Source organism: Paenibacillus mangrovi, assembly GCF_022898935.1.
GTDB lineage: Bacteria > Bacillota > Bacilli > Paenibacillales > Paenibacillaceae > Paenibacillus_AQ > Paenibacillus_AQ mangrovi.
This window is the reverse complement of sequence record NZ_JALIRP010000002.1, coordinates 148,354-164,977: the sequence shown is the minus strand read 5'-3', so window position 1 is coordinate 164,977 and position 16,624 is coordinate 148,354. Positions and strand designations below refer to the sequence as shown.

The following is a 16,624-nucleotide window of genomic DNA, read 5'->3' as shown; positions in this document are numbered from 1 at the left end:
CAAGTTATATATGGTTATAAAGAAAGCCTGAAGCTGCACGCTTCAGGCTTTTTTGGTTTTTGCTTAGATTCATACGGTTTCTCTATGAAAACAAGGACGGTGCACCGTCAGTAGAGTGGGGTTAGGATCAGTTCGCTTTTGGCAATGGGCACCACTGGCACGGTATCAAGGCCCGTACAGTATTCCACGTCATGGGCGAATCCAAGCTTGACAAGCTGTTTGGCGGATGAGCCCTCCATTATAGTCTCATAAAGCTTATGACTGCATTGCTGGTAGGCAAGCTTCATAGCTAATCCCAAATCATTAAGCCGAAGCGTCCGGTTGAACTTCGATTCCATGGCATCAATGATCATGCCCGCGCATAATCCATCTTCTAGCGAAAATTCGTTTTTACAGCCTGCACAGAGCAGGATGACGTCTCGTTCAAAAGCTGTCAGCGCAGAAGCGCAGGCCGTGCCGTTTATGAAGGAAGCGGCCAGCAGCCGGGAAGCCCGCTGCGATTTCAGAAGACCACGGGTCCCGTTAGAGGTCGTCATAACCACCAGCTTGCCCATAATCTCCCCAGTCATGTATTCGTGAGGGGAGTTACCGGCCTGAAATCCCGGAATCTTCTTGTAATAGCGCTCTCCGCCGACAAAGGTATGTTCGCTGCGTTTACTTTGGGCCTCAGGAACAGTTTCTACGGGAAGCAGGCCGCATGCGCCCTTGGCAAGCGCCGTGATCATCGTGCTTGTTGCCCGCAGGACATCAATCACAACAGCGCTCTTTTGTATAAAATCCTCTGATCTAATATCGTCCACATTAGCAATCACGTCCACCCGCATGGATTAAATCCTCCTTAAGCCACTTTATGTTCGAATCTCTATCATCATGAAAACCTGCAGAGATTGGTAATTTTACAGCTAATATATGCAGCACGGACGGAAATGTTCCAAACGTTTCTTCTAAAATATATCTAAAAAGAGAGATTGGAGCATATCTATATAGAAGATGCACATTTCTTTTGTTAGGAGGTTTCTTCCGTGGACAAGTTCGTGATCAGTATGGCTACCCTCCGCATGCTTTCCGGCGGAATCGAAATAGCGGCAGCCCTGTTTATGTTGAGACTCGCTCAAGTCGATAAGGCGCTCGCAATAAATTCATTGCTGGCTCTTGTAGGTCCTACAGTGCTTATATTAACGACCTCAATCGGTCTTATTGGACTGGCCGACAAGCTGTCATGGGGAAAGATTGCATGGGTCTTTGTCGGGGTATCCTGTCTCTTAATCGGAATTTTAAAAAAATGATAGATTAGGGTCGTCATAAATTCGAAGTACAAGCATAAACATGAGGTATCAAAAACATCTAATAGATTATCACTCACATGGTTCACTCGGGTTAAGAGAAAGGACAGCTTGCTTGGGGGTGGTCGTATTACCAATCTAAACTGGCTTGAGCTGTTTCCGGACCGGATCAAGTCCATGCTCCTCGAGTTGCCCCCTGAATATCTCGGGAGGGTAGAGGAGGTACGCATCCGCGAAGGTAGGCCGCTGGAAGTGAATGAATCAGGCGGGCACCGCTTCGTAACTGGACAAGGACTGCTCACTATGGAAAAGGACAAGGCGTACAGGCCCGGACGGGATGACTGCCGCAGAATTCTTGATCTTATCAGCAATCACTCCTTATATACCCTGGAAGAAGAGCTGCGCAAAGGCTTCATTACAGTACCTGGCGGACATCGTATCGGACTTGCCGGGAGAACGGTTTTGTCGAATGGCAGGGTCGAGCATATCCGGGATATCAGCGGCTTTAATGTCCGGATCGCAAGGGAGGTCCAAGGAGCGGCGAACGACATCCTCCCCTTTCTGTACGACGAAAAGGAACGGAGGATGAAGCATACGCTTATCCTATCGCCGCCACAGCATGGCAAAACAACGCTCCTTAGAGATTTGACGAGACAAATCAGCAGCGGGTCTCTGGGTTCTTCCCCGGTTAAGCATGCTGGAATGAAGGTTGGGGTCATTGATGAACGCTCGGAAATTGCCGGAAGCCTTCATGGCGTGCCAAGCTTTGATGTTGGACCGCGAACGGATGTCATGGATGCTTGCCCCAAAGCCGAAGGCATGATGATGATGCTCAGGTCCATGTCGCCAGATGTGCTGATCGTAGATGAGATTGGAAGGGAAGAGGATGCAGAGGCGGTAACCGAAGCGCTGCATGCAGGCATATCTGTCATTGCCTCAGCCCACGGCAGCGGGCCGGAAGAGCTTCATAGCCGTCCGGCCATGCAGAAACTCATGGATAACCGCATGTTTGAGATGTATGTACTCCTGCAGCGGAGCAGCGGCAGAACAACTTTCCGCCTAATGGACCGCCAGTTGCGAGTGCTTCAGCTGAGGGTAAAGGGGGAAACGCACCATGCTTAAGCTGATTGGAGCGGTTCTGATTTTACTCTCGGGAACGCTCGCAGGATTTCATCAAGCGTCCCGGTTCGCGGCGAGACCGAGGCAGATCCGGGAACTGATCCTTGCGATGCAGAGACTTGAAACCGAAATTTCGTACGGTTTTACTCCCCTTCCAGAAGCATTCCGGAAAATGTCTGATCAGCTGGGAGAACCGCTTAAACACATTTTCAAGAGTGCAGCTGGTCATATGGCCTCGGGAGGCGGAATCACCGCCCAGGAAAGCATCCAGCGTTCCCTGCACGAGAATTGGAAGCGGACCGCGATGAAAACGCCGGAGCGCGACATTCTCCATCAGCTCAGCTTCACGCTGGGGACAAGTGACAGGCAGGATCAGATCAAGCACATTGCCCTGGCCGCTCAGCAGTTGAAGCATGAAGAAGTCGTGGCTAGAGACGAGCAGGCGAAATACGAAAAAATCAGCAGAAGTCTCGGCCTGTTGATTGGAGCATTGATCGTCATTTTGATCTTTTAGCGAGGTGCCAAGGAATGAACATTGAAGTGAACGCAATTTTCCAGATTGCGGGAATCGGCATCATCATTGCGATGATTCACACGGTGCTCAAGCAAATGGGAAAAGAGGATATGGCTCATTGGGTGACGGTCATCGGCTTTGTCGTGGTGCTGTTCATGGTCGTCCGGCTGCTCGATAACCTGCTGCAGGAGATCAAAACCATTTTTCTGTTCCAGTAGGGGTTGCATATGGAAATTATTCAGGTGGTGGGTCTTGGACTCATAGCAACGATACTGATTCTCATCGTGAAAGAGCAAAAGCCTATGTTTGCCTTTCTGCTTGCTGTCGCAACAAGCATTTTGATCTTCATGTTTCTGATGGGAAAGATCAGCATCATCATTACGGAACTAGAACGGATGGCAAGGTCCTCCGGCGTGGAGATGATCTATTTGAAGACCATCTTGAAGATTATCGGCATTGCCTATATCGCTGAATTTGGAGCCCAGGTGGTGCGGGATGCGGGGCAGGAAAACATAGCCTCAAAAATAGAACTGGCCGGCAAAATACTGATCATGGTGCTCGCGGTACCGATTATCGGCATCATCATTGAAACAGTGCTCAAATTGCTGCCTTCTTAGAAGGAAGTGAGATTGCCCATGCTAGGACAACAACGACGGGATAAACGGCATTTGGTCATTTTTCTAATATTGTTTTTGCTGGTGGGTGTGACAAGGGTGTTTGCCGATTCTCCAGCGGACCAGTGGATCAAGCAGCAGGCGGAAGTGCTGCCGAAGGATCAGGTGGAGTCTTACTGGGATAACCTGATGAAAGATTACGGAGGGTTTTTTCCGGATCAGAAAGTACCTTCCTTTATGGATATATTGCTTCCCGGAGGCGAAAGCTTCAACATCAAAAATGTTTTTTCAGCCCTTGGCTCCTTTATGTGGCATGAAGTGCTCTACAACGGGAAGCTGCTCGTCACCATCGTGATGCTGAGCATCATGAGCATGATTCTAGAGACGCTGCAGTCGGCTTTTGAACGAAAGACCGTCAGCAAGGTGGCGTACTCGCTCTGTTACATGGTCATCATTGTACTAGCCATTAACAGCTTCAACGTTGCCATCGGATATGCGAAGGAAGCGATCGATCGCATGATTGATTTTATGCTGGCCATGGTGCCGCTGCTGTTTGCGCTTCTTGCATCGATGGGTAATGTGGTCACCGTGTCGGTCACGCATCCGCTAATTATTTTCATGATTAACACCGTCGGAACCCTAATCCATAACCTGATCTTTCCGCTCATGTTTTTCTCGGCGGTGCTGTACCTGGTTAGTTCTTTGTCCGACAAGTACAAGCTGACACAGATGGCGAGCTTGCTGCGCAACATCAGCGTAGGGTTCCTCGGAGTACTGCTTACGGTCTTTCTCGGAGTCATTTCGGTTCAGGGCATTACGAGCTCCATTACCGACGGGGTCACCATCAGAGCAGCCAAATATGTCTCAGGAAGTTTTATCCCGGTTGTTGGTAAAATGTTCGCAGATGCAACAGATACCGTCATTTCGGCTTCACTGCTCATTAAAAACTCCATCGGGCTGGTCGGTGTCATCATCATCCTTTTCCTCTGTGCCTTCCCGGCCATTAAAATATTGGTTCTCGCCCTGATCTACAACGTATCTGCCGCCATCATGCAGCCTCTGGGTGACTCGCCGATCACGACTTGTCTTGAAACCATTGGCAAAAGCATGCTGTATGTCTTTGCGGCCCTGGCTGCGGTCGGCCTGATGTTCTTTCTGGCGATCACGATCATGCTTACGGCCGGCAATGTGACTGTCATGATGAGGTAAGGAAGGGGGCTATCGAAAATGACCTGGCTGAGTGGATGGCTCAAGGAAGTGATCATGGTGGTGCTGCTGGCCTCTTTCGTGGATCTCATCCTTCCGAGCCGGTCCATGGAGCGTTACGTGAAGCTGGTATTAAGCCTGTTGATCCTGGTAACTCTGCTGAGCCCGCTGATGAAACTACTCACGGAAGCGGCTGACATTAGACTCGCCGATGCCTTCAATAAACTGAATCAGACCCAGGCAGCAAGCAGTAAAGGTAGTCTGAAGCAGATTATGGCACAGGCTGAGCAGATGAAAAGTCAACAGCAAAAGCAATCACTGGAATGGGCTGCACAAGAAATTGCCGCTCAGATGAAAGACCAAATCCGCAAGCAAATCGGCCAGAACGTGGCTGAAGTCAAGGTTGTCCTGGCAATGCAGGCGGGAGAGTCAGCCGTGGGAGCTGCTCAGAATCCATATATCAAAGCTGTGACGGTTGTTCTGCCGCTGGAAGAGGATGCCCCTGCAAAGGGTGCTAATGACGGTCAGTCATCATCCAATGAGATCCAGATTGAGCCTGTTTCGCCAGTACAGATCCAGGTTAACATCGATTCAACTCAGGACGCGGAAGACACCAAAGACTCATCCTCCAAGGCATCTGGTACGAAGGAGCATGAGAGCGCTCAGGGAAAACAAGCGGAAGCCATTAAGAAAATGCTGGGTAACACTTGGGGATTGGAACCGGAAATGGTGATCATTCAGAACGGCTCTACGGTAGGCCGGAAGCTTTAAACAAAACGAGGTGAACAAAAAGTGGGGAAATGGTTCAAGAAACTGGAACAATGGATCAGCGGTGGCGGACAGGGTGGCGGTAAAAGGATCAACACTTTTCGCTGGCTCATCATTGTGGGGCTGATCGGGGTTGCGATCGTTCTGTTCAACTCCTTTGTCAATGTGAAGAAGCTGGATAACGAAAATATAGGAAGGGAACCGCCGTCAGAAGCAGCATCCGCATCCAAGGAAACTTTCCAGAATAACGCTGGAGATGCGAACGCATTCAGCAGCATCGAGCAAACGGCAGAGGATAAGATGAAGGGCATACTGGAAAAAATTGTGGGTGTAGGCACGGTCGATATCATGGTAACGGTAGACTCCACAGACGAAATTATATACCAGCGAAATATCAAGGACTCCCAGCAGCAATCAGATGAGAACGATGCAAACGGGGGCAAACGCCATACCACACAATACACGCGGGACGGGGAAGTCGTTACGTATGAGCAGTCCGGAACTCAAACTCCGATCATTACCAAAAGGGTAAAGCCGCAAATCCGCGGCGTGCTGGTAGTCGCCAAAGGAGCAGAAAACGAGATCGTCAAGGAACTAATCGTCGATGCGGTGGAAAAAGGGCTGAATGTGCCGGGTTACCGCATATCGGTTGTGCCGCGTAAGCAGGGGTAAGCTGATTTCAATAAAATGAGTTCAATTTTGAGGAGGATATAAAGAATGAACAGTAAAAGACAAACGATTTGGTTGGTATCAATGCTGAGCTTGATGGTTGTGCTTTCGGCTTACTACCTGTTTACTGAAGACTCGGGTTCTTCCAAGAACCAGGTGGCCGACAGTCAGCAGGTGGGAACTACGGATAAAACATCAGCTAAGGAGACTGCTTCAGGGACAACGAAGACGGAAAACGGAGTCGAGGTTACAGAAGTTATTACGGACGGTAAAGTGAATGACGCTGCTGGCAAAGACGCAAACAAAGCTGCCACCGATACGGCTAAAAATACGGGTAAGGACGCAGCCAAGGAAAACCAAGACAAGACTGCAGCCCAAACAGATACCAAAGATCAGACTTCAACCGACAAGACAGCTTCCACAGGTAAAACAGCCGGAACATCCGATGGAAAAACAACAGCAAAGGCCGGTAAAAGTGACGATGAAGTGCTGAAAGAAGTGGCTTCTCAAAAAAGCACAAGTGCGAGTCAGATTGAATCCTACCTCTTCCAACGTACGCAAGACAATCTGAAGAAGCAAAATGAACTGGTGGCCGTAATGAACGACATGAGCAAAGATCCGGCGGATACTGCCAAGGCAAGCGAAGATCTTCAGGCTCTGGAAACAAAAGAAAACAAAATCCAAGGCATCGAAGAAGAGCTTGAGCAAAAATACTCCTTTGCCAATGCCCTCGTGAAGCAAGAAAACGATAAATATCAAGTGCTTGTTCTCAGCGACAAGCCGGATGTTAAACAGGCTGTCAGCATCGTCGAGCTGGTCATGAAAGAACTGAATGTCACGCAGGATAAAGTCAGTGTGCAATACATGGCGCCTTAAGCGTGGCGGAAAAACAGAAAAAACGTCGAAAGAGTCCGGGATGATCTTGGACTCTTTCCATTTCTAGCGTTTGTGATATAATACATATCGTTATGTGTATGTATGTCCGGAAGCCAGGCGCTTCCCTTGAAGGAGTGATTTGTGAATGTTGAAGTTAAGCGAAATCAAAGAGTTAATACAATTGGTCGATCAGACCTCTGTACACGAATTGGATATTGAATTGGAAGGAACACATCTGACGATCCGCAAGGCAAACAAAACTGAAGTGATTGCAAGTCAGCCTGCACAAGCCCAGTATCTTCAGGTTCCGCAGCAAGCCATGCCTCAATATGTTAATCCGCCTGCAGCAGCCGATGCCGGCCAGCAGCCAGCGGCGGGTGGTGCGAATGCAGCCGACCCTTCTTTACATAAGATTGTATCTCCGATGGTGGGTACGTTCTACAGATCTCCATCTCCTGAATTAGGCCCATTTGTCAATGTCGGAGATAAAGTGAATGAAAAATCCACGGTCTGCATCATTGAAGCCATGAAGCTTATGAACGAGCTGGAGGCTGAAATCAAAGGTGAAATCGTAGAGATCCTCGTGGAAAACGGACAACTGGTTGAATTCGGGCAGCCTCTGTTTCTGGTGAAATCGGAATAAACACCGTATGACGAAAGGGAGGTTACTTGCATGAAATTTCATAAAATCCTGATAGCCAACCGCGGTGAAATTGCCGTTCGTATCATCCGAGCCTGCCGGGAGCTTGGCATTTCCACGGTTGCTGTATATTCTGAAGCGGATAAGGATGCGCTTCATGTCCGTTTGGCGGATGAAGCCTATTGCATCGGTCCGACATTGTCCAAAGACAGTTATCTGAACATCACCAATATTATGAGTGTGGCAACGCTTACCGAATGTGATGCCGTTCATCCCGGATACGGGTTTTTGGCCGAAAATGCTGACTTCGCAGAAATCTGCGAATCCTGCAACATTACTTTTATCGGTCCGTCTGCAGATGCAATTAACAAGATGGGTGATAAATCCGTTGCGAAGCAAACGATGAAATCGGCGGGGGTTCCTGTTATCCCTGGATCAGACGGTCTGGTTGAGGATCTGGATCAGGCGGTTATGATCGGCAGAGATATCGGATATCCTTTGATTATCAAGGCTACTGCAGGTGGCGGAGGTAAGGGCATCCGTATAGCAGAGGACGAGCCTGCACTCATCAAACAGATTACTGCTGCGCAGCAGGAAGCTCAAAAGGCGTTTGGCAACGCAGGGGTATATCTTGAGAAATTCCTTACCGGAATGAAGCACGTGGAAATTCAAATCATGGCTGACAATCACGGCAATGCGGTTCATTTGGGCGAACGAGATTGCTCGGTTCAGCGCCGCAGACAAAAGCTTGTTGAAGAATCGCCATGTCCGGTATTGTCCCAGGAGGTCCGCAGTCTAATGGGTGAGGCAGCCGTGCGTGCTGCTAAAGCCGTGAACTATTCCGGAGCCGGTACGCTTGAGTTTCTGCTCGGGCCGGACGGACAATTCTACTTTATGGAGATGAATACCCGGATTCAGGTGGAACATCCGGTTACCGAAATGGTGACGGGCATGGATCTGATTAAGGAAATGATTTCTGTGGCGGAAGGCAAGCCGCTTTCTTTCTCTCAGGAGGATATTGTCATTAACGGCAGCTCCATCGAATGCCGTATCAATGCAGAGGATCCTGACCGTAACTTTATGCCTGCTCCAGGTAAAATCCAATTCTATCTTGCTCCGGGAGGACCAGGGGTGCGGGTAGACAGCGCGGCTTATCAGGGATACTCCATTCCTCCGTTTTATGATTCCATGATCGCGAAGTTAATCGTATGGGCTCCTACTCGTGAAGAAGCCATAGCGAAGATGAAACGGGCATTGTCCGAGTTTGCCGTTGAAGGTATTCACACGACCATTCCGTTCCACCTGAAGCTGCTCGAGCATCCTACGTTCAATAAAGGTGATTTTGATATTAAATTCTTGGAAGAAAACGAGATATAATCCTAAAGGATGTTTGTCATGATTCACCGTAAATGTTATATTTATGAGTGATCTTAAAAGTGTCCTAACGGGTGTATCGGTGTTTCCATCCTACCTGAAAGGTGTGTTGAATGAATGAGCACAGTACCGAATGAGTCTGAACGTACAGAAATCGGTGAAATACAGATTGCTCCTGAAGTGATTGAAGTTATCGCAGGTCTTGCGACGGTGGAAGTCAAGGGAGTTGCCGGCATGAGCGGCGGCTTTGCAGGCGGCATCGCCGAGCTGCTCGGACGTAAAAACCTGTCCAAAGGCGTGAAGGTGGAGGTTGGTCAGCGCGAGGCTGCCGTTGACGTATCCGTCATTATTGAATACGGACAGCGTTTGCCGGAAGTGGCTACTGAAATCCAGCGCAACGTTAAACGGTCGATCGAGATGATGACCGGCTTAACCGTAATCGAAGTGAATGTGCAAATTCATGATGTTCATTTCAAAAACGCTGAGAGAACGGAAGATATCGACTTCAATCAACGAGTGAAATAAAGAGTGTTCGATATGGAATGAGCTAAATAACCCCCGACATGCGTCGAGGGTTTACTCTAATTTAAGGAGGCTGTGCTGTTCGTGGCCAAAATACTGGATAGACTTCTGCTGTTTATCTACAGCTTGAGTATCGGAATAATAAGTGTATTTGCCATCCTCCGTTTGAGCGGTCTGGTTCCCGGATTGGAAATCAATATGGATCAAACGACGCTTACAGTCACTTATGTAGTGGTTGCGGCTGTTTTGCTTCTGCTCAGCTTCCGTTTTTTCTATATTTCCATTCGTCGCGAACGCGTAGATATTCCTTCGATTGATCAGCGTACGGAGTATGGGGATATTCAGATTTCAGTGGAAACGATTGAGAACCTGTGCCTGAAGGCGGCTTCCAGAATTCGTGGCGCCAAGGACCTCAAGGCACGGATCAGAGTAAGAGAGGCAGGACTTGAGATTATGATCCGCACAGTTGTTGAAGGAGATGTATCTATTCCTACCATGACAACGGAGATTCAAAAGCAAGTCCATGATTATCTTCAGGAAACAACTGGCATTCCGGTGTCGAATGTGGCTGTATATATAGCTAACGTAGGCCAGTCGACAACAATAAAGAGTAGAGTGGAATAGAGGTGGTCTTCCATGGAGCTCTGGAAGGAAATATGGGAGAGTCACAGAGGACGGATAACCGGCATTGCCGGCGGAATCTTTTTCGGTTTTATTTATTTGTTTGCGGGTTTTTGGGATATGTTGTTCTTTGCATTGGTTGTGTTCATAGGATATACTGCCGGCAAAAGAAAGGATTTGCAGTTAGGGTCTTTTTTTCGCTGGAGTGAAATGGGACAGTGGCTTTCCGAGCGCTGGCGTCCTTTTAAATGAACCCGTGATATGCTTTCTCCGGAAAAAAGAGCTGCAGCTTCATAATGCCCATTTTCTGGTGAAGCATATCGCGGTTTTTTTGTGAAAAGAACCTAGAGCCGTACAAGATGCAAAAAACATTACAAATCAATCCATACTAATAAGAAGTATTCACTTATGACAGGTTCAGGAGGAACATAATGAAAAGACGTTTAGCAAGGGAAATCGTCGTGCAAAGCCTTTATCAAATGGAAATGAATGAGGTTGGCAGTGAAGATGCGGTAAACATGCTGCTGGATGAAGCCGCAGAGGAAAATGATACAGAGCGTGTCATTACGAATGAAATGGAGCTCAAAGCATATGTGCTGAAGCTTGTAAACGGAGTGTGGAGTCATAAGCAAGCGATCGACGGACTGCTCGAAAATTATTTGAAAGGGTGGCAAATCAGCCGTCTGTCGCGAGTCGACCGTCAAATTCTGCGTCTAGCTGCATTTGAGATGCTGTACTCCACCGATGTGCCAGCCAAAGTCGCTGTCAATGAAGCGATCGAGCTGTCCAAGCACTTTGGAACAGATGAATCCGGCAAGTTTGTTAATGGTGTTTTGGGGAACATGATCCGCGAGCTGGACAAGCTGAAAAACGATCCATCTTAAGCTTTTTCTACGGCTTTAGCCGTTTTACTTTTCAGTCGCGATTTATCACATATATACAGGGGAGAGAGTAGAATGACAGCAACCATTATCAGCGGAAAACAAGTATCCGAAGAAATCCGCAGCAGTATTGCGGGTGAAGTAAAGGATTTGGCAGCCAATGGTGTTGTGCCTGGTCTGGCTGTTGTGCTTGTAGGCGAAGATCCGGCATCTCAAGTGTATGTCCGTAACAAGGAAAAAGCATGTCATGATTTGGGATATTACTCTGAAGTTCACCGTCTGCCTGCAGAGACCTCGCAAGAAGATTTGCTAGCCTTGGTGGACAAGCTGAACCACCAGGACAGCATCGACGGGATTTTGGTACAGCTGCCTCTTCCTGTGCATATTGATGAGAAAGCAGTTATTAATGCAATCGCCGTGGGCAAGGATGTGGACGGATTTCATCCGGTCAATGTAGGGAACCTGGTCATCGGCGATGACAGTCTTCTTCCATGTACGCCCGCTGGCGTTATCGAATTGATCAAACGTGCAGGCATCTCGTTGTCAGGCAAACACGCCGTTGTGATTGGACGAAGCAACATCGTGGGCAAGCCCGTATCTCTCTTGCTCCAGCGCGAAAATGCGACAGTCACGATGTGCCACTCACGTACGAAGAACATGGCTGAAATTGCGCGCCAGGCAGACGTGCTTGTCGTCGCGATCGGACGGGCGAATTATATTGATGCCAGCTATGTAAAACCGGGTGCGGTTGTCATTGATGTGGGCATGAACCGGCTTGAGAACGGAAAGCTTGCAGGAGATGTGGATTTTGAGAGTGTGAAGGAAGTATCCGGACCAATTACTCCGGTGCCTGGCGGTGTAGGCCCGATGACCATCACTATGCTGATGCAGAATACACTGATTGCGGCAAAACGCCATCACGGATTGGCGTAAGAGAGGGGTTCTGATATGGAACCGCAGCGTATTTTATCCATCAAGGATTTAAACAAATATATCCGTATGAAGCTGGATTCGGATTCACTGCTCTCCGATGTATGGATTCGCGGCGAAATCTCGAATTTCACGCATCATTCCAGCGGACATATGTATTTTACACTGAAAGATGAAGGCAGCCGGATCCGCGCTATTATGTTTGCTTCCCATAATCAAAGGCTTCCCTTTGTACCGAAGGAAGGCTCCAAGGTGATTGCCAGGGGCAACGTGACGGTCTATGAGCGGGATGGACAATATCAATTTTACGCAACGCATATGCAGCCGGACGGCATCGGAAGCTTGTATCTTGCGTATGAACAGCTGAAGAGAAAGCTGGAGGACGAAGGACTCTTTGCGGCTGAACGGAAAAGACCAATTCCAGAGTTCCCTGAAACCATCGGTGTAATTACTTCGCCTACGGGCGCAGCTGTCCGGGATATCATGATTACGCTTGGACGCCGTTATCCTCAGGCGAGAATTATACTCTACCCTGTTCTGGTACAGGGGAAAGGCGCGGCTCCGTCTATTGTCCGGGCTATCCGCCATTTGAATGAGATGGAAGAGGCAGATGTGCTGATCGTTGGACGCGGCGGGGGCTCGCTAGAGGAACTATGGGCATTTAATGAAGAAGCGGTCGCACGGGCGATTCGTTCATCGTATATTCCGGTGATATCTGCAGTAGGGCATGAAACGGATTTTACGATCGCTGATTTTGCAGCGGATCTTAGAGCTGCTACTCCTACCGCGGCTGCCGAGCTGGCTGTGCCTCACGCAGCCGAATTGAATGAAAGGCTGGATCAGCGCCGGCGTCTTCTTAAGCAGCTGCTGCTTGAACGTGTTAGACGGAGCCGCCAGCAGCTGACTTCGCTCCAGCGGTCACCGGTGCTTGTGCATCCACGAAGATACATGCTCCAGCATGCAGAACGTCTCGATATGCTGGAGCAGCGTCTTGCTAGAGGTATGCGCGCGAAGCTGAACCTAAGCCGAGAGAAGAGCAGCAGGGTCCACCATGGACTCATGCGGTATAATCCGCGTGAACAGCTTGCCTATGCTAAGAAGCGGAATGAAGTTAGCCAGAAGCAGCTGCTGTCACTGATGCAATCTGTTCTTAGAAATAAACAGACACAGCTGTATTCATCCATGAGACAGCTTGACGCCTTAAGTCCGCTTAAGGTTATGGCGCGCGGCTACAGCTTGGTATACGATGAACAGGAACAACATCTCATTAAATCAATTAATGACGTACAGCCTGGAGATCTGGTCCAAATTAAGGTGAGTGACGGTCAGCTTTCATGCCAGGTATGGGGAATGAAGGAGGATGGGCAAAATGACGGACAAGAGTAATGAGTTGAAATTTGAAGATGCCATGATCCAGCTTGAGGATATCGTTGGAGAGCTTGAGCATGGCGATGTGCCTTTGGAGAAGGCTATTGAGCTTTTTCAGGAGGGAATGAAGCTGTCACAGCTCTGCAGCCAGAAACTGGAGCAGGTGGAGCGGAAAATCGAAATGATCGTTGAAGAAAACGGGGAGCTGCGCAAAAAACTTTTTGGCGGCGAGATTGATGTAAATGGCGGTGACGTACTTGAGTGAACCGGTCTCCTTCAAAGAATATCATCAAAACATTATAGATCGGGTGACCATAAGACTAGAGGATAGTCTTCCTTCCCGCTGGCAGATTCCGTCTTCTCTCCGGGAAGCCATGCTATATTCATTGATGGCAGGCGGCAAACGTATGCGTCCGCTGCTTGTCGTAGCCGCCTGTGAGGCTCTGGAAGGCAGCCTGGAGGCAGCATATGATGCCGCCTGTGCCGTTGAAATGGTGCATACCTATTCCCTGATTCATGACGATCTGCCGGCCATGGATAATGACGACTACCGAAGAGGCAAACTGACGAATCATAAAGTGTTTGGCGAAGCCACGGCGATTTTGGCTGGGGATGCCCTTCTCACGCATGCTTTCTACCTTATCGCGCAAATTTCCAGATCTCACGGTGTACCGGCTGAGCGTGTTGTGGAGATCACCATGGATCTGTCGGAGCTATCGGGCCCAAGAGGCATGGTTGGAGGACAGGTGGCGGATATGGAAGGTGAACAAGGCCTGACTGAATTGTCGCAGCTGGAATATATTCATCTCCACAAAACGAGTGATTTGATCATGTTCTCACTGCTAGCCGGCGGGAGAATCGCCGGGGCAAATGCATCGCAGCTGGAAGCGCTGCGTACTTTTGGACGCAAGCTTGGTCTTGCTTTTCAGATTCAGGACGATATTTTGGATATCGTTGGTGACGAGACAAAGCTCGGCAAAAAAACACAGAGCGACATTAAGCAGGAAAAGGTAACATATCCCTATTTTATAGGGCTTGAAGCTTCCCGTGATGAAGTACGGCGCCTTACGGATGAAGCGAAAGCGGCCATTCTGGAAGCGGATTTTAAATATCCGTCGCGCCTGCTGGAGATCGCCGACTATTTGATGAACCGGGACCACTAATCGCCGTCATTTTATGATTGCGTAAGGTTTTGTGATATAATGACGAAAAGAATCGCTGTTTCTGCAAAGAAAGCGTAACAATATACATGAAAAGAGGCTTTTATATGAAAGCCGGACGTAAAGAAAATTCTCTATTATATCTAGGAAAGCGGGGAGATCGACGTGCTGCTTCCACAAATTAATGAGCCAAACCAAATCAAATCTCTTTCGGTTGACGAGCTCACTTCTTTGGCGGCTGAAATCCGTCAATTTCTGATTGAGAAGCTGTCTGTCACAGGAGGGCATCTCGCCTCAAATTTGGGAGTGGTGGAACTCACGCTGGCCCTGCATTACTGCTATGACAGTCCAAGTGACAAGTTTATTTTTGATGTTGGTCATCAGGCTTATGTTCATAAAATCCTGACCGGACGGATGGATCAGTTTGACACCCTTCGTAAATTCAAGGGATTATGCGGTTTTGTCAAAAGAAACGAGAGCGAGCATGATGTATGGGAAGCCGGACACAGCAGCACTTCACTGTCTGCTGCTATGGGTATGGCTCTTGCCCGGGATTTTAAGGGAGAGAAGAACAAGGTTATAGCGGTCATCGGAGACGGTGCTCTTACTGGGGGCATGGCTTTCGAAGCCTTAAACCATATCGGACATGAACAAAAAGATTTAATGGTGATCCTGAACGATAACGAAATGTCGATCGCACCGAACGTTGGCGCGATGCATAATTACTTGAGCCAAATCCGTTCCGACCGCCATTATTTGCGGGCTAAGGATGAGGTTGAAATTCTACTGAAGAAAATTCCGGCAATCGGCGGTATGCTGGCTAAGACCGGCTCCCGTCTGAAGGACAGCCTGAAATATATGATGGTTCCCGGCGTATTATTCGAGGAACTTGGTCTGACTTATCTCGGACCTGTGGACGGGCACGATATTCAAAAGCTGATGGAGACCTTCAAACAGGCCGACAACGTGCGTGGACCTGTCTTCGTTCACGTTCTGACGACCAAAGGCAAAGGTTACAAACCGGCTGAAGCCGATTCCTACAAATGGCATGGCATTTCGCCGTATAAGATTGAATCCGGTCAAGTACTTAAATCGGTTGGTAATCCAATGTACACGGATGTGTTTAGTAAAACGCTCATTGAGCTTGGGGAGCAGGACCCGCGCATCGTAGCGGTAACACCGGCCATGCCAAGCGGTTCCGGACTGATTCCATTCAGCGAGAAATTTCCGAGCCGGATGATCGATGTCGGCATCGCAGAGCAGCATGCGGCCACGATGTGCGCAGCGCTTGCCATGGAAGGTATGAAGCCCGTATTTGCGGTGTATTCGACCTTTATGCAGAGAGCCTACGATCAGATCGTCCATGATATCTGCCGACATAATGCGAACGTGATGTTTGCCATTGACCGTGCTGGTTTTGTGGGTGCCGATGGTGAAACGCATCAGGGCGTTTTTGATGTGGCGTTCATGCGTCATATCCCGAATTTGGTTATGATGATGCCTAAAGATGAAAACGAGCTGCGCCATATGATGAAAACCGCTCTGGATTACGATCAAGGTCCGATCGCTTACCGTTATCCGCGGATCAACGGACTCGGCGTACCTCTGGACGAAAAACTCGTACCGATTCCGATCGGTAAATGGGAAACGGTTCGTGAAGGCGAAGGCTATGCCGTACTTGCTTGTGGACCTATGGTGCAGGTTGCACTTGAGGCTGCCGAGCAATTGAAGCGTGAAGGCATTAACCTGCGCGTTGTGAATGCCCGTTTCTTGAAGCCAGTTGACGAGGAAATGCTTATGGAGCTGGCAGAGAGCCATACGAATATGGTTGTATTGGAAGAAGCCAGTGAAGCGGGAAGTCTCGGCAGTGCCGTGCTGGAGTTTTATGCGACGAATCATATTTTTGACACGAGAGTATCCCTGATGGGAGTTCCGGACCGCTTTATCGAACACGGTAGCGTCAAGGAACAGCGCCAAGAAACCGGATTAACGGTTGAAGGCGTGTGCATCGAAATCAAAAAGCTGATGTCGCTGCATGCATTTGGGAGAGGTAAAAAGGGAGTTTCTTCTTAAGAGGGA

The 16,624-nt window shown here is 48.8% G+C and carries 21 protein-coding genes; 20 read left to right on the top strand and 1 reads right to left on the bottom strand.

Annotated elements, in window-relative coordinates; translation table 11 throughout:
* Positions 1-107: 107 nt before the first annotated feature.
* A complete protein-coding gene (locus MUG84_RS05490) occupies positions 108-824 on the bottom strand; it encodes a 2-phosphosulfolactate phosphatase (RefSeq protein ID WP_244721533.1) in 717 nt (238 codons plus the stop codon).
* A gap of 198 nt (positions 825-1,022) precedes the next feature.
* Here MUG84_RS05490 and MUG84_RS05485 point away from each other — a divergent pair, with 198 nt between their 5' ends.
* The 20 genes from MUG84_RS05485 to dxs all read left to right on the top strand — a co-directional run bounded on the left by MUG84_RS05485 (position 1,023) and on the right by dxs (position 16,618).
* Positions 1,023-1,286, top strand: coding sequence for a YqhV family protein (locus MUG84_RS05485; protein WP_425313159.1), 264 nt, complete (start codon positions 1,023-1,025; stop codon positions 1,284-1,286).
* A 108-nt stretch (positions 1,287-1,394) separates the two neighbouring features.
* Positions 1,395-2,405 carry a stage III sporulation protein AA gene (gene spoIIIAA, locus MUG84_RS05480; protein ID WP_280521195.1) on the top strand — a complete coding sequence of 337 codons (1,011 nt, stop codon included), beginning with the start codon at positions 1,395-1,397 and terminating at the stop codon, positions 2,403-2,405.
* Positions 2,398-2,916, top strand: coding sequence for a stage III sporulation protein SpoIIIAB (gene spoIIIAB / locus MUG84_RS05475; RefSeq protein ID WP_244721529.1), 519 nt, complete (start codon positions 2,398-2,400; stop codon positions 2,914-2,916). The genes spoIIIAA and spoIIIAB overlap by 8 nt, the downstream gene beginning before the upstream one ends.
* 14 nt (positions 2,917-2,930) lie before the next feature.
* Positions 2,931-3,134, top strand: coding sequence for a stage III sporulation protein AC (gene spoIIIAC, locus MUG84_RS05470; protein WP_244721526.1), 204 nt, complete (start codon positions 2,931-2,933; stop codon positions 3,132-3,134).
* A 9-nt stretch (positions 3,135-3,143) separates the two neighbouring features.
* The gene (gene spoIIIAD, locus MUG84_RS05465; RefSeq protein WP_244721522.1) at positions 3,144-3,533 is read left to right on the top strand and encodes a stage III sporulation protein AD; all 390 of its coding nucleotides are present in this window, start codon (positions 3,144-3,146) and stop codon (positions 3,531-3,533) included.
* Between the two features lie 18 nt (positions 3,534-3,551).
* On the top strand, positions 3,552-4,739 hold the full coding sequence (gene spoIIIAE / locus MUG84_RS05460) for a stage III sporulation protein AE (protein WP_244721520.1): 1,188 nt from the start codon (positions 3,552-3,554) through the stop codon (positions 4,737-4,739).
* Between the two features lie 18 nt (positions 4,740-4,757).
* Complete coding sequence (gene spoIIIAF, locus MUG84_RS05455) at positions 4,758-5,507, top strand: stage III sporulation protein AF (RefSeq protein ID WP_244721518.1); 750 nt, start codon at positions 4,758-4,760, stop codon at positions 5,505-5,507.
* Between the two features lie 21 nt (positions 5,508-5,528).
* On the top strand, positions 5,529-6,176 hold the full coding sequence (spoIIIAG, locus tag MUG84_RS05450; protein ID WP_244721515.1) for a stage III sporulation protein AG: 648 nt from the start codon (positions 5,529-5,531) through the stop codon (positions 6,174-6,176).
* Between the two features lie 45 nt (positions 6,177-6,221).
* Positions 6,222-7,049, top strand: a complete 828-nt coding sequence (locus MUG84_RS05445) for a SpoIIIAH-like family protein (RefSeq protein ID WP_244721512.1) — start codon at positions 6,222-6,224, stop codon at positions 7,047-7,049.
* A 145-nt stretch (positions 7,050-7,194) separates the two neighbouring features.
* Positions 7,195-7,692 (top strand): acetyl-CoA carboxylase biotin carboxyl carrier protein, encoded by a 498-nt coding sequence (gene accB, locus MUG84_RS05440; RefSeq protein ID WP_244721509.1) that lies wholly within the window; start codon positions 7,195-7,197, stop codon positions 7,690-7,692.
* Positions 7,693-7,722: 30 nt separating this feature from the next.
* Complete coding sequence (gene accC / locus MUG84_RS05435) at positions 7,723-9,066, top strand: acetyl-CoA carboxylase biotin carboxylase subunit (RefSeq protein ID WP_244721505.1); 1,344 nt, start codon at positions 7,723-7,725, stop codon at positions 9,064-9,066.
* Between the two features lie 114 nt (positions 9,067-9,180).
* Positions 9,181-9,588: an Asp23/Gls24 family envelope stress response protein gene (locus tag MUG84_RS05430; protein WP_244721503.1), complete on the top strand. Its 408-nt coding sequence runs from the start codon at positions 9,181-9,183 to the stop codon at positions 9,586-9,588.
* 81 nt (positions 9,589-9,669) lie between these two features.
* On the top strand, positions 9,670-10,209 hold the full coding sequence (amaP, locus tag MUG84_RS05425) for an alkaline shock response membrane anchor protein AmaP (protein ID WP_244721501.1): 540 nt from the start codon (positions 9,670-9,672) through the stop codon (positions 10,207-10,209).
* A 12-nt stretch (positions 10,210-10,221) separates the two neighbouring features.
* The gene (locus MUG84_RS05420; RefSeq protein ID WP_244721498.1) at positions 10,222-10,458 is read left to right on the top strand and encodes a DUF2273 domain-containing protein; all 237 of its coding nucleotides are present in this window, start codon (positions 10,222-10,224) and stop codon (positions 10,456-10,458) included.
* Between the two features lie 179 nt (positions 10,459-10,637).
* Entirely contained in the window at positions 10,638-11,090 is a 453-nt protein-coding gene (gene nusB, locus MUG84_RS05415; protein WP_244721496.1) for a transcription antitermination factor NusB, read from the top strand.
* 72 nt (positions 11,091-11,162) lie between these two features.
* A complete protein-coding gene (gene folD, locus MUG84_RS05410; RefSeq protein ID WP_244721494.1) occupies positions 11,163-12,020 on the top strand; it encodes a bifunctional methylenetetrahydrofolate dehydrogenase/methenyltetrahydrofolate cyclohydrolase FolD in 858 nt (285 codons plus the stop codon).
* Between the two features lie 15 nt (positions 12,021-12,035).
* On the top strand, positions 12,036-13,403 hold the full coding sequence (gene xseA, locus MUG84_RS05405) for an exodeoxyribonuclease VII large subunit (protein ID WP_244721491.1): 1,368 nt from the start codon (positions 12,036-12,038) through the stop codon (positions 13,401-13,403).
* On the top strand, positions 13,387-13,650 hold the full coding sequence (gene xseB / locus MUG84_RS05400; protein WP_244721478.1) for an exodeoxyribonuclease VII small subunit: 264 nt from the start codon (positions 13,387-13,389) through the stop codon (positions 13,648-13,650). The genes xseA and xseB overlap by 17 nt, the downstream gene beginning before the upstream one ends.
* Entirely contained in the window at positions 13,628-14,548 is a 921-nt protein-coding gene (locus MUG84_RS05395; protein ID WP_244721475.1) for a polyprenyl synthetase family protein, read from the top strand. Before xseB ends, MUG84_RS05395 begins: the two co-directional genes overlap by 23 nt.
* 162 nt (positions 14,549-14,710) lie before the next feature.
* Complete coding sequence (dxs, locus tag MUG84_RS05390; protein ID WP_244721472.1) at positions 14,711-16,618, top strand: 1-deoxy-D-xylulose-5-phosphate synthase; 1,908 nt, start codon at positions 14,711-14,713, stop codon at positions 16,616-16,618.
* The last annotated feature ends 6 nt before the right edge of the window (positions 16,619-16,624 follow it).